Here is a 12,488-nt window from a genome sequence, read left to right on the forward strand (position 1 = left end):
GCATGCATGACCTCTTTGAAGTAGTAAACGGCGAATGGGTCGCCAACCACGAAATCCCCGCTGACCGCGGCATTGACGGCGCGTTTTACGCCCTGCGCGATAAGGCGGAGGAAGATGTCCACGCCATTCTTGCGGACGGCAACGCCCTCTACACCTCCTTTATGGACGTGGATGCGGTCAACGCTGCAGGCATCGACGCCCTCAACGCCGACTTGGAGTTGATTGAGGTGGCGAGCGTTGAGGAGTTCGTCGAAAAGTTAGGGCTCTTGGAGCGCACAGGCATTGGCGCACCGCTGACCTACTGGGTGGAGAAGGATTCCCAGGGCGAGGATTCCGTCCCGTACCTCGTGCAATCGGGGCTTGGGCTTCCCGACGAGGCCTACTACCACGAGAAACAACACGCACAGACGCTCGCGGACTATGAGAACCACGTCGCGCGCATGCTCGAGTTCCTCGCCCCGAAGTACCTGCTGGGCCTGAGCCCGGAGATCGCCGCACAGCGCATTATCAACGTGGAGAAGGCGCTGGCAGACTCCCACTGGGATGTGGTGAAGTCGCGCGACGCGATCGCCACCTACAACCCGACCGAACTTTCCGAGGTACCGCCGCTGGTGCAGAAGATGCTTCGCGCCTCCGGCCTCCCCGACGGCCGCGTCATCGACATGATGCCCTCCTACACCGCGGATCTGGATGCAATGCTGCGCCGCGAAACGCTCGCCGACTGGCAGCTGTGGGCTGCGTGGAGCATCCTGCGTTCCCGCGCCGGCGTGCTCAGCGAGGAGATCGGAAAAGCAAACTTCGAGTTCTACGGCAAGAAGCTTTCCGGCGCGACCCAGCAGCGCGACCGCTGGAAGCGCGGCGTGGCCCTCGCAGAATCTCTCATCGGCGAGGACATCGGACGCGAATACGTCAAGCGCCACTTCCCGCCGCAGTCCAAGGAGCAGATGCTGGAATTGGTGCAGTACCTTATCGACGCCTACCGCACCCGCATCGCCGACCTCCCCTGGATGAGCGAAGAAACCAAGAAGAAGGCCGCGGAGAAGCTTTCCCAGTTCAACTCCAAGATCGGCTACCCCGACAAGTGGCGCAGCTACGAAGGCCTGGAGTTCACGGACAACCTTGTCGAGAACGTGCGCCGCGGTGCCGCGTTTGAGCACGACTACCAGCTGGGCAAGATCGGCAAGCCATCCGACCGCGACGAGTGGGTGTCCAGCCCGCAGACCGTCAACGCGTTCTACAACCCGGTAGTCAACGACATCACCTTCCCGGCCGCGATCCTGCAGCCGCCGTTCTTCGACCCCGATGCCGACGCCGCCCAGAACTTCGGCGCGATCGGCGCGGTGATCGGCCACGAGATCGGCCACGGTTTCGACGACCAGGGCTCGCGTTACGACGGCCAGGGCAACCTCAACTCCTGGTGGACCGAACAGGACCGCGCCAACTTCGAGAAACTCACCTCCAAACTGGTCGATCAGTTCAACGGTCTCGTCCCGTCCGTCTTGGAGGGCACCGACACCTCTGGAGTGAAGGGCGAGTTCACCCTCGGCGAGAACATCGGTGACCTTGGCGGACTCGGCATCGCCGTCGTGGCGTACAAGAAATACCTCGCCGACAAGGGCCTCGAAGAAACCCGCGAAGGCTTCCAGAACCTGTTCTACGCGTGGGCTCGCGTGTGGCGTTCCAAGGCCCGTCCGGAGATGGCGGCACAGCTGCTGGCCATTGACCCGCACGCCCCGAACGAGTTCCGCTGCAACGTCATCGCTGCGAATATCGACGAGTTCTACGACGCCTTCGACGTAGAGAAGGGCTCCAAGATGTGGATCGAGCCCGAGGACAGGGTGACGATTTGGTAGAGGAATACCCGCTCAACGAACAGGGTGACCCGAACTTCAACGTCGGTGGCGTCAAGCGCGACCTGCCGCCGGAACTGCAGTTGGAGCAGCTCGCCTCCTACATCGAGGCGACCTACGAGGACGGCCCGAACTACCTGGCACTCCTTCCAGACAGGATCACACACGCCGCCATGCTCATGCTTGGCAGTGCGGTGGATCATGCGATGCCGGCGACGAAGTGGTCGGGTGAGGTGGTCGTCGAGAAGCATGAGCTCGGTGTTGTGTTCAAACCGAGCAACCCGACCGGCGCGTGGGCCGTCTCCGTGTGGGACGGGCCCGACAATGCCAAAGAGATGCTGTGGCGCCCCGACGTGGCCGCCGCCGCTGAACTCTCCGGCACGACGATCCTCGACGTCGACCGCGCAGAAGACGCCCAACGCGCCGTCGACCAACTGCCCGGCCCCGTCACCGCCTGGGTGCTTGGGGATACCCCAGCCCCCACCGCCGACGACTACGTCTTCACCTTCCCCACCACCAACCGAGAGGGATTCGTGCAGGTGCCGGCAGGTTCAGGGCTCGAAGGCACCGAGTACTACGCCAAGGGGTTCATTTCCACACCGGCAGAAATCCGCCGTCGAGTGCAGGATGTCGCGGAGCATCTCCGTCGTTGACCTGGTTGATACCCACGTTGGTATCCACCGTGTTTTCATAGGCGGTGCCGTACGTCAGTGCGGCCACCGCCCACGTTTCCTTGCCGATCTCACCCCAGGACACCGAGCCCGTCGCACTCTCCCGGTCGTCTGACCAACCCATCTTCGAGCCCTTCACCCGCTTCAGGCGTGCCGTGCCAAAACCTTGGATGAACCCGTCCGACGCCACCGCGGTCTGCTTCTCCATACCCGCGAACAGGGGTTTTGCTGCCGGATCCCACACAATCGACGCGATAAACGTGGCCAAATCACGCGCCGAAGTTTGCGACTTCCCCCACGACACACCCCGTGCCGTCTGCTTCAGGTCAAAGTCCTTGGCAATCTCATCAATCGCCTCCGGATACTTCGCGTCCAGCCGGCTAGCAATCCCGTCGTCGGACGACGCGATCATCTCCTCCACCTGCTTCTTCTCAGCCTTCGTGCCGTTGTACAGCACGTAGTAGCCCAGGTAGAGCTTCGCCAACGACAACGCCGGCCGGGCCTCCTCCGCCTTCGGCGAAATGGACACGCGCCCGTCCGGATGCACCACCGCAAGCCCCGTCCGATCCCTGTTATACGACGGGTCCACGTGGTACGCACTCAGCGGAAAACTTAACGACGCCACCAGCAACGCCGCCCCTACACGTTTCACAGCACAGAGTCCGCTTCGCTGATCTCCTCGAACGTCGGTGCTTCCACCTCAACGATGAAGCACTGCGCCCCATTCGGGTCCGCAATGCCCGCCATCAGCCCAAACGCGCCCTGGCCAGGCCCGACGAGCACCGTGCCGCCGTGCGCCTCCACCGCCTTGCAGGCCGCCTCGAGGTCTTCCACACCGAAGTAACTCACCCACGACGCCGCCTCGCCGACGTACATGCCCAAGAACGGCGCACCGTCCTCAAACGCCAGGAAGTAACCGTCTTCCTCACGGATCTCCCAGTCGAACAGGTCGCCGTAGAAATCGATGGTGGCCTGGTCCGTGGTCACCAACTCGTACCACACCGGCACCCCCGGCTCACCGGCCGCAACGAAGCGTTCCTCCGGATCCATCAGGCCAAACAGACCGCCGGACGGGTCCTCACACAGCGTCAACTCCTCGTCGGCGCTCAGGACACGGCCACCGAGCTTCTCCACCTCGCCGCCGCCCATAAACGACGTCACCCAGCCATCAGCCTTACCCGACACCAGACCCGCCACCGGCAACCCATCCTTGCGAGCAGTGCCGTCAACGATCTCCCAGCCGAACACGTTGCTGTAGAAGTGCGTGGACTTCAACACATTCGTGGTCATCAGGTCTTGCCAAAACGGCATCCCGTCTTTGCCTTCGAATGCAGGCATTACATGTTCCTCCACTTCTCCGGGTCGAAATCATCGTTGGCGGTGCGTTCGTCGAAGTAATCGTCACCGTCCGAGTCCGCCATCACTGTTGCGGAGGCGTCGCCGATCGAGACGGTGTCTTCGTCGTAAAGCAAATGCCCCCTCGAGGTGACCACATCACCGTTGACCAGCACGTCTCCCCCAGCGATCGCTTCCTTCGCGTGACCACCGGATTCCACCAGGTTGGCCAGTTTCAAGAACTGCCCGAGCTTGATTGATTCGCCCGATATCGACACGTCCATATGCATGTAGGGCAGTCTAGCGGTCTGCCTGGTCGACCGGCATGATGCTCATCGTGTCGATGTTCACCCGCTTCGGCAGACTCGCCACCCACCGCACCGCTTCCGCAATGTCCTCTGCAGTCAGGTTGACGTTGCCCTCGTAGACCTTCCGCGCACGTTCCTCGTCGCCGCCGAACCTGTTGAGCGCGAAGTCCGTCTCCACCCGGCCCGGGTCAAGCTCACACACGCGGATGTTGTTTTCCGCCTCCTCCCTGCGCATCGCCCTGGTCATACCCCGCAGGCCGTACTTCGCCGCGTTGTAGCCGGACCCGCCCTTGTACGCGTCCGTGCCCGCGACCGATCCAATGTTGACCACCAGCCCCTCCGATGCCTTGAGCTGCGGATACAGCGCACGAGTGACGCGCATGGTGCCCATCACGTTGGTTTGGAACATCCACTCCCAGTCCGCGTCGTCCGCGTCGCGCAGGTAGTCAGTCTCCTTCGCGCCACCCGCGTTGTTGACCAGCAAGTCCACGCGCTCAAGGCGCGCAAGCTTATCGACGCTCCCCGGGTCCGTCACGTCCAACTCCACCGCAACGCCGCCGATGTCGTCGGCAATCGCCTGGCACTTCTCCAGACGCCGAGCCGCCACGATGACCTTCCAGCCGTCGGCGGCAAGGGCCCGACACGTCGCCTCGCCGATACCCGCGGAACCACCTGTAACTACTGCAACCTTTTGTTCGCTCATGTGCCGAAGTGTAGGCCCTCCCACAGCATCCATGTGGCCAGAAGGATAAAGATGATGCCCGTGACCACGTCGATCCACCTGCCGTAACGCTCAATCTTGGACGCCATCGCACGGACTGCCAGTGCGAACCCGACGAACCAGATGATGCCCGTGACAACCAGCAGCGGCACCGCCCACCAACCCACGTGCGCGAACTGGGCGAAGATCGCTCCGAAGAACAGGACGGCCTTCGGGTTGGACAGGTTCGTCGCCACACCGGTGAGGAACGGTCTGCTCACCTGCTGCGCTTCCGGCAACTCCGGGTCGCTCGCCCGAATCGCGCCTATGCCCATCCACAACAAGTAGGCGCCACCGACGATCTGCAGCACCGACAGGATCTCCGGGAACGCTTGAATCAACGCACTCAGACCCGCCAGCGACGCGACGATCCACACCGTGTTGCCCAGCATGATGCCGAGCGCGCACAGGATGCCATCCCGTCGATTCTTCGCGCCAACCCGGATGATCTGAAACAGGTCCGGACCTGGGCTGACGATTGCCGCGAACCAGACTCCAAGCAGTGCGATCATCACTTCTCCATCTGTCGCATAGTGATGTTGAGTCTTCCTTCTAGCAGCGTCGACGTCCCCTTCTTTGCCCCCAGCACGCCGTGTCTCGCGCGGCGGGCTGGGCCACCGAACACGAGGGCATCCCCGGACATCAGGAGAATATCGTGCCCCTCGATGCGGAACACACAGTCCTGACCGAACGACAGGCTGACCACCGCGTTCTCAGATGCCTCTTCTGCATCCACATGCATGCCAATTCCTTTGCCCGGCGGGTAGAAATTCACTAACGCCGTTTCCACACGTGGAGTCTCACCAGCCCGCGGGTCGATCTCACGTGCCCGATCCATCACCTCCCCTGCGATCCGCTGGAAATTCTCCGGCACCGGCGGTACCGGGTATCCATCAACTTCTTGCAGCATGCGGTACGGGTTCGTCGCCCAGAACCACCCGAGCGACAGCATCCACGCTTCCATCTGCCCTTTGCCTACCCGTGGTTGGCGCATTGCCACCGGCGTGCCGGCAACCGACCTCGCTAATTCGCGCGCTTGTTCGATAATTTCCCGCTGCTCATCAGAGGTGAAAAACGCAGGTAAATACACCACGCCAGGCATCACCTGGTGTGGCTTGCGCGGGATCACGGTGGCGTCGAAAAGCAATTGCTCCACCTTGCGTGTCGCGGTCGTTTTATATGATTTTCACACAATAACCCAAAGTGTTCGAATGGGCAACCGTATTATTTTTTATTTCTGCTGGCTACTCCGTTGTCGCTCGTTCGTGAGTTCGATATTGCTATTGACGACCCTGCAAAGGGGGCCATGACCACGGCAATCGAACCGATGTTTCGCAACCAACGCACTAACGACCCGCACGCAAGCGGCGCCCAAGCGATCCGCGACATCTACTGGGGAATGTTCCGCATGTACGCGTTCGAAGGACACGTTGAAGACGACTTTTACATGATCTACCTCGACTGTCACTTTCTTGACGTAGCCGCGGCTTGCGGATTGGCAGAATGCGGACTGCACAGGCTTCGTGGCTGTAGTGGTCGTCTTCTTCGTGACTTCTAGCTGACGCCAAGAGCCTTTTTCCAGACAGCGAAAGTACTCCGCCGAAACAATTAGCTCAGTTCAGGAGAGCTATAAGTTCCGCCCTAGAGCTACAGTCCATTTTTTTCAGAAGAGAAGACACTATTTTCTTTATATAGGATTCAGAATAAAATAACTCTTTTGCTATTTGTCTATTGCTGTTTCCTCGGCGCAACAATTCCATGACAGCTTCCTCATTATCGGTTAATGAAGCGTGTGCCATTCGTTCGACAAACCGCCCCCACGGGGATTGAGCTACCAGCCGTTTCACACATTGGGGTGAGAGACTGGTCCCTCCCTTAAGCGCATCTCTGAGCGCCTGAATAATTACCTGCGGAGGTTGTCCTTTAATGACGTACCCGGACGCCCCACGCGCAAGAGAAGTAATCATCGTGTCGTCAGTGTCGTAAGCTGTCATCACAACAAAAACAGGTGGTTCATCGAAACTGTTCGTCTGTTTCAGTAATTCGACTCCATCCATATCGGGCATGCGGACATCGGACAACACAACGTCACAGGTATGACTATCGAGCCATGTCAGCGCGCAGCGCCCGTTCGCGGCGGTGGCGACAACCTCTAGGTCTGGGGTTTTAGAGAAGTAAAGCGGAAAGGATTCCCGGATTACGGGATCATCATCAACAAGGAGGATCCTGGCGCTCATTTACTACACCAAGGATGGGTTTGACCTTTACTGCACCCCAGCCAGTCCTTAATAATCTGGTATGTATGAGTCACCGGTTTCCTCTCAGCGGGAGGTACCTCGACTGTTACGGGGGATCCTGCCACAAGGCTAACGGTAAGCATAAGAGAGATCACGGAATTCATATTTACGACGAAACCTTTCAGACGGGGACATGGAAAGTAATCGACCAACGGGCATCAGCGCTATCCAGTGTCATGCTTCCGCCTACGGCGGCAATCGTTCGCTGCATAGATACTAAACCAAAATGGCTGGAACCAGCTCGCCCACGCCCCGGTCTATAAGTGTTAGCGAGAGTCACAATGATTTGTTTGGCATCTGCAGTTGCAGTCATTCTCACCATGGAATCAGGTACGGCATACTTGATGATATTGGCACTGGCCTCAGACAAACATCGACTGAGCGCCTTGTCGATAGACTCAGTGCCGGGATCCACGCTGATATTCGCGGTGGATTCAACATGAAATCCGGCCTCCTGAAGCGCGCGATTAGTTTGTATCAGTGTCGTGGTTAGCGCTGGCACAGTCGCTTGCTGATGATTGATCGCCTGGGCATTGAGCTCGTCCACTAACGCGCGAATACCGCCTATTGACTTACGCGCTGTGGTAGCACACTTCTGTAGAGCTTGCTCTATCTCCGGCGTGGCGATCGCCAATGCTTCAAGCCTAACTATCAGCGCAGTTAGATCAGCAGCTACCGTGTCATGGAGAAGCCCAGCTACTTCTGCCTTACGTTGGCGTATCTGGAGATGGCGTTGCCTTTCTTTTGTATTCACCGTGTTGATAAACCACCCAACGGCAAATGCGCAAACCATCATGAGGCTAAAGATGGTCACAGACTGCGAATCCACACTAAACGACTTTTTATCCGGGGAGTAAAACCCAAGTAGTGTCGTAAAAACTGCAAGGACTACTCCAGTCTTATACCTGCGTTGCGCAGTAACTACAGTAACCATCAGAACGGACGTCAACGTCACCAAATCTGGAGAACGAGCGGAAAAACTTGCGACCGCAAACAGCGCAAGATGCCCCAGAGCGGCGACAGTAGGCCGATATGCCGCCAGAGGCAATGTAGCTGCTAGCAAGAAGAAAAGCACCCCAGTGCCAATGTCGACAGGTGCGACTACCGAAACGCGCAAGCCCCACAGAGTAAGAGCCAGCAAGCACAACACCAGCGCTATTACTACGCGGCCAGAATGAAACGCCTTAATAAACACATTAAGCACCCAGAGTTGCATCGATGGAAACCATAGAAGAACAGTGAAGCATGAAAGTTACGGTTCGTCCCGCCACCCAGCAATCGAATTTTCAACTATCAACTTATCGACGTTGAATCAAAAGCGATGCCAGAACCGGCCGATCAGAACCCCCGATATCCAATCGAAAAGCGAGGCGATAGCACTTCAAACTAGAGCACCTTTAGGCTTTGTTCCGCGACCCAAAGTACCTTTCCACTCTGAAGTGCCCCGAGTTTTGTTCCTAGGCATTTGCCTTGATTTCTATTTTTGCTTGGGGCGCTGTCCATGTTTTATCTGTTTGGCACCATCCCAGAGCCTCAACAAAAAGGGGGACAACGACCAGCAGTACCCGAACCAGGGAATTTGCCAGCTTCGGGGTAAAACTTTCCCAAGATAAGCAAACTAGATAGGGTCGCATTTTCCATTTTTAGCATCTCGTTTCTGCAGCTCAACAATTGATTCAGTGAGCGAGAAGTCCGGATTGTCTTGTCGGAACTGCTTGATTGCAGACGCTGAGGGGATGGGTAGGCTCGAATCGATTTCTTGGGCCTTCGAGAGGTTTCTGTTTGGCTTTAGTCCCCACACTCCGATGATTGCGAGAACAAGCGCTAAGACGAACTGCCCCGTAACGATGGCCACTACTGCCGCCCCAATTGACAAACAAGACCCTATGTACTCTAGTTTTTCGAGCATATCTTCCTCTTGTGCAACTATTGCTACATGCGTGCGCTAGTCGAAGCACTTTTCCTGCACGCCAGCGATTCCTACGAGCTCCGCCGCGAGTGCACCGACAGCTCCACCGAGAGCTTGCAGCTTCTCGTAGCTGAAGCTCGCCCCCCACATGACGCGAACGGCTTCCGCCACTCCTCCAAGTTCTTTGATATAGCGCTTTATCTTGAGAAGTTTGGCGGCTCCAACCAAATTACCTGCGATCATCCCCGTAATTGCCCCAGTACACCCAAGAACACTGGCGTAAGTAGTTACCCCCGGTGTCCCTGTCACAAGGTTTTGCTGGACCCATGTTTGAGTAGCAGCATCGCCTTGAAGGAGGACTTCATCTGGAATAGACATGATGGTTTTCAGGTCGGCTTCCATTTGCTGTGCCTGTTCGGCAAATGCAGGGTCAAATTCAGTGCTGGTGCCCGCTGCATGCTTCGTGGAAATCCCTTTACTATTGCTCTTTTGAGTGCTGATAGAGGGGGCGTCGGTGGGTGACGGAGTAGCGTACGCGGCTGACACTGACGCGACCGAGCATGCAATGGTCAGCGTGACTGCCCCTGCGAGGACACGATTACGGTGAAAAAACATAGTACCTCTCTAGTGGTGGACTGGATTGGAGACACTTTTGAAACTAACCGCCTACCTGCAGAAAGGGCAATAGTTCAGATCACTTCTGGAACTTTAGTATCCACAGTGGTTCCAAAGGTTGCACTCCTTTTTGGAGCGCCTTAATCTTTTCGGCTCAAAAACAACTTGACGCTGTCGCCGTTGGCGCCCCAGGGAGTGGTGGGAAATAGATCAGTGGTTAAAGAATTCGCCCAGAACCAGCCGAACGACAGCATCCACGCATCCATCTTCCCTTTGCCTACCCGTGGTTGGCGCATCGCCACCGGCGTGCCGGCAACCGACCTCACTAATTCGCTCGCTTGTTCGATAATTTCCCGCCGCTCATCAGAGGTGAAAAACGCAGGTAAATGCACCACCCCAGGCATGACGCGGTTGGGTTCGCGTGGGATCACGGTGGCGTCGAAAAGCATCTGCTCAACATACCGTGTCGTGGCCGTTTTATATGATCTTCAAAATAGCCACCCAGGATGTTCGAACACCTGAACTCTTTATTCTTCATTGTTCCGTTATACCCCCTTGCGTATCGCTTGTTTGTTCGATACTATAGCACCATAGACGAAAGGGGGGACCATGACAACGGCAACCGCACCACCGAAAATTTTCCGCAGTCAGCGACCAGATGATCCAGACAGCCGAAACGCTCAAATGATTCGCGATATTTACTGGACAATGTTCGGCGAGTACGCATATCCGGGCCTCGAGGTGGATGATTTCGACCTCACTGTTGAGAAGGTGCAAACGGCCACCAGTTGGAACAAAGGGTTTGTAAAGAACGCGATCCTCGGACATGCAGTCCTACAAGAACTTCCACGGCTTCGCGCGCTACAGAGCAACACACGGGTGATGGACATCGGCCACCTGACCGCTGCATATACCGCGATCGAGGAGCTCGGCCCAGATCCAGACGAGGAAGCACTCGCGCTTATCGACGAGATCCTGGTTGACACCTTCACCCCCAAGCGCAACAACCAGCAGGTTCCGCAACGCAAGACGGTCACCGACCGCATCCGCGCTGCAATTAAACGCCTGGACAAGTCGCGCGGGTACAACGCAAAGAAGCGCGATGAACGCGAAAAGGACACTAGCGACACGTTCCGGATCGACTGCTTCTCATTCGGTGGAGAGGACCGCGCGTCGATAGAGATATTCACCAACCCAATCGCCGCAGGTCGCGTCGGCGCAAGTGTGAAGGCTGTCGCCCGCGAACATGGCATCAGCATGCCCGAAGCCGCTTTGAAGTTGCTGTGTGGTGAAATCGCCGGCACATCCGTCACACCGGTGCTCAACGTGTACAGCCCGAAAGACCGCGAGGAAGGCGACCCGGTTTTTCTGCCAGGTTTGGGTTGGACCGATGCTGAAACCACCGCAGCCTTCGAAGACTGGTTGGCGTCCACCGACCACGTCGAACGCGACCTCGACGCAGCAGCCGTACAGAAACTAGGTGGCTACGCCCCGAACGAGGCGATGCGTCACGCTGTCATCGCCCGTGACGGCACCTGCATTTACCCTGGCTGTAACCGCGCCGCTCAGCAGTGCCAGCTCGACCACCGCATCCCTTACGGCGAAGGTGGCGAAACCGCAGTGGAGAACCTGTTTGCACTATGCCAGCACCACCACAATCTGAAAACGGATCGTCGCGGGTTCTACATTCCCGATCCGGTCACCGGTGACATCGTCTGGCTTTTCGAGGACGGAACATACGAAATCTGCACGCCGGAAGGCCTCCTCCACGAGCAAGTCACTCCGACGAACCCGCGGTGGAAGTCCAGCCTGGCCAACGTACGGAAAAACCGTGCCCGGGCAGCGGAGTTCTACGCCAAAGGTCACCGAATCCTGGACATTTTCGACGACACCCTCGACGAAGAAGCAGCCACCACCGCGATCGAAGAACTCGAGCAGGAATACAACATGGAATTCCCATTCGCACCCGAAATGCCGTGGGAAGAGCCACTCCCTCCAGAACCGGACGACGAGGAACTGCCGTTCCCAGACCCGGAAGACTACTACCCAGAGGAAAACCCGTTCCACGAACAACCAAAGATTGATCTGCCTTACTTCGCTCGCAGATTCAGATTTGATGACCTTAAAAACCTGGTGCTTGATATCGATGGGGACAACTTTGGGCTGGCAACGTAGATCACCGCAGGTAGAACTTGTCCACCACGTCGTATTTCGGCCCGCCACTTCTCCCCTTGCCCAGGTGGGACTCGAGCAGGAGCACTTCGTCGACGGCGAATTCTGGTCCGGTGTAGATGGCGAGGGCGTGGGCGTGGTCGTCGAGAAGCAATGGGTCCCTGGTGCGGGTGCCGGTGCGGGCGACGGTGAGATGCGCACGTTGGCGTCGGCGCGCATCTGGGTCGAGTTGGCAGTCCGCCATGAGATCTTTCAGGGGTGCTTTGTCACCGCCGACGCCGATCCACATGGTGCGGCGTTCGAAGCAGCCGGCGCCGCGAAGGTGGAGCCGCAAGGGTCTAGTGAAGGCGGTGGCTTGGGAGAGATGGTCCGTGACCAGGGCAGCATCGTTGGGCTGGTTGCCGTAAAACGCCAGCGTGATGTGCCAATTGTCGGGGTCAGACCAGCGCACTTCGGTGCCGGAGAAGTCCCGGATGGGGCGCAGGGCGGTGATGAGGTGTTCGCGGACTTCGTCGGGTGGGACGATCGCTGCGAAGAGGCGTCTCATGGCCCACACGCTACCCTGGATTGC

Annotated in this window: 15 protein-coding genes; 4 read left to right on the plus strand and 11 right to left on the minus strand. The window is 57.9% G+C overall.

All coding sequences use genetic code 11. From position 1 onward, the window contains the following. Positions 1–2 precede the first annotated feature (2 nt). Both HMPREF2734_RS00130 and HMPREF2734_RS00135 read left to right on the plus strand, forming a co-directional pair. A complete protein-coding gene (locus tag HMPREF2734_RS00130; protein ID WP_070568078.1) occupies positions 3–1,853 on the plus strand; it encodes a M13 family metallopeptidase in 1,851 nt (616 codons plus the stop codon). Beyond that, positions 1,847–2,503, plus strand: a complete 657-nt coding sequence (locus HMPREF2734_RS00135) for a hypothetical protein (protein ID WP_070484952.1) — start codon at positions 1,847–1,849, stop codon at positions 2,501–2,503. Before HMPREF2734_RS00130 ends, HMPREF2734_RS00135 begins: the two co-directional genes overlap by 7 nt. Here HMPREF2734_RS00135 and HMPREF2734_RS00140 read toward each other — a convergent pair. The 6 genes from HMPREF2734_RS00140 to HMPREF2734_RS00165 are packed head-to-tail and all read right to left on the minus strand — an operon-like array spanning position 2,439 to position 6,080. Further along, positions 2,439–3,173 (minus strand): hypothetical protein, encoded by a 735-nt coding sequence (locus HMPREF2734_RS00140; RefSeq protein ID WP_141750375.1) that lies wholly within the window; start codon positions 3,171–3,173, stop codon positions 2,439–2,441. The two genes, HMPREF2734_RS00135 and HMPREF2734_RS00140, sit on opposite strands and share 65 nt — an antisense overlap. After that, positions 3,170–3,859 (minus strand): VOC family protein, encoded by a 690-nt coding sequence (locus HMPREF2734_RS00145; protein ID WP_070568084.1) that lies wholly within the window; start codon positions 3,857–3,859, stop codon positions 3,170–3,172. The genes HMPREF2734_RS00140 and HMPREF2734_RS00145 overlap by 4 nt, the downstream gene beginning before the upstream one ends. Then, a complete protein-coding gene (locus HMPREF2734_RS00150; protein ID WP_070568088.1) occupies positions 3,859–4,146 on the minus strand; it encodes an RNA-binding S4 domain-containing protein in 288 nt (95 codons plus the stop codon). The genes HMPREF2734_RS00145 and HMPREF2734_RS00150 overlap by 1 nt, the downstream gene beginning before the upstream one ends. 10 nt (positions 4,147–4,156) lie before the next feature. Further along, on the minus strand, positions 4,157–4,867 hold the full coding sequence (locus HMPREF2734_RS00155) for an SDR family oxidoreductase (RefSeq protein ID WP_070568091.1): 711 nt from the start codon (positions 4,865–4,867) through the stop codon (positions 4,157–4,159). Continuing rightward, positions 4,864–5,436, minus strand: a complete 573-nt coding sequence (locus tag HMPREF2734_RS00160; protein ID WP_070421988.1) for a LysE family translocator — start codon at positions 5,434–5,436, stop codon at positions 4,864–4,866. The genes HMPREF2734_RS00155 and HMPREF2734_RS00160 overlap by 4 nt, the downstream gene beginning before the upstream one ends. Next, a complete protein-coding gene (locus HMPREF2734_RS00165; protein WP_371440399.1) occupies positions 5,436–6,080 on the minus strand; it encodes an alpha-ketoglutarate-dependent dioxygenase AlkB in 645 nt (214 codons plus the stop codon). Before HMPREF2734_RS00165 ends, HMPREF2734_RS00160 begins: the two co-directional genes overlap by 1 nt. Before the next feature lie 150 nt (positions 6,081–6,230). Between HMPREF2734_RS00165 and HMPREF2734_RS00170 the strand changes: the two genes are divergently transcribed. Continuing rightward, complete coding sequence (locus HMPREF2734_RS00170; protein ID WP_070568093.1) at positions 6,231–6,482, plus strand: hypothetical protein; 252 nt, start codon at positions 6,231–6,233, stop codon at positions 6,480–6,482. Between the two features lie 55 nt (positions 6,483–6,537). On the opposite strand, the gene HMPREF2734_RS00175 is transcribed toward HMPREF2734_RS00170, so the two are convergent. The 4 genes from HMPREF2734_RS00175 to HMPREF2734_RS00195 form a co-directional block, all read right to left on the minus strand. Continuing rightward, positions 6,538–7,161, minus strand: a complete 624-nt coding sequence (locus HMPREF2734_RS00175; protein WP_070421986.1) for a response regulator — start codon at positions 7,159–7,161, stop codon at positions 6,538–6,540. A gap of 181 nt (positions 7,162–7,342) precedes the next feature. Further along, a complete protein-coding gene (locus HMPREF2734_RS00180; RefSeq protein ID WP_070421985.1) occupies positions 7,343–8,437 on the minus strand; it encodes a sensor histidine kinase in 1,095 nt (364 codons plus the stop codon). A 729-nt stretch (positions 8,438–9,166) separates the two neighbouring features. Continuing rightward, on the minus strand, positions 9,167–9,745 hold the full coding sequence (locus HMPREF2734_RS00190; protein WP_070568096.1) for a hypothetical protein: 579 nt from the start codon (positions 9,743–9,745) through the stop codon (positions 9,167–9,169). A gap of 140 nt (positions 9,746–9,885) precedes the next feature. Further along, a complete protein-coding gene (locus HMPREF2734_RS00195) occupies positions 9,886–10,194 on the minus strand; it encodes a hypothetical protein (protein WP_070568099.1) in 309 nt (102 codons plus the stop codon). Between the two features lie 235 nt (positions 10,195–10,429). Between HMPREF2734_RS00195 and HMPREF2734_RS00200 the strand changes: the two genes are divergently transcribed. Beyond that, the gene (locus HMPREF2734_RS00200) at positions 10,430–11,920 is read left to right on the plus strand and encodes an HNH endonuclease signature motif containing protein (protein ID WP_070568103.1); all 1,491 of its coding nucleotides are present in this window, start codon (positions 10,430–10,432) and stop codon (positions 11,918–11,920) included. A gap of 1 nt (position 11,921) precedes the next feature. Here the strand turns inward: HMPREF2734_RS00200 and thpR are convergent, their stop codons facing one another. Continuing rightward, positions 11,922–12,464, minus strand: coding sequence for an RNA 2',3'-cyclic phosphodiesterase (gene thpR / locus HMPREF2734_RS00205; RefSeq protein ID WP_070568106.1), 543 nt, complete (start codon positions 12,462–12,464; stop codon positions 11,922–11,924). Positions 12,465–12,488 lie beyond the last annotated feature (24 nt).

Origin of the sequence: Corynebacterium sp. HMSC055D05 (genome assembly GCF_001810365.1) — a bacterium.
GTDB lineage: Bacteria > Actinomycetota > Actinomycetes > Mycobacteriales > Mycobacteriaceae > Corynebacterium > Corynebacterium coyleae.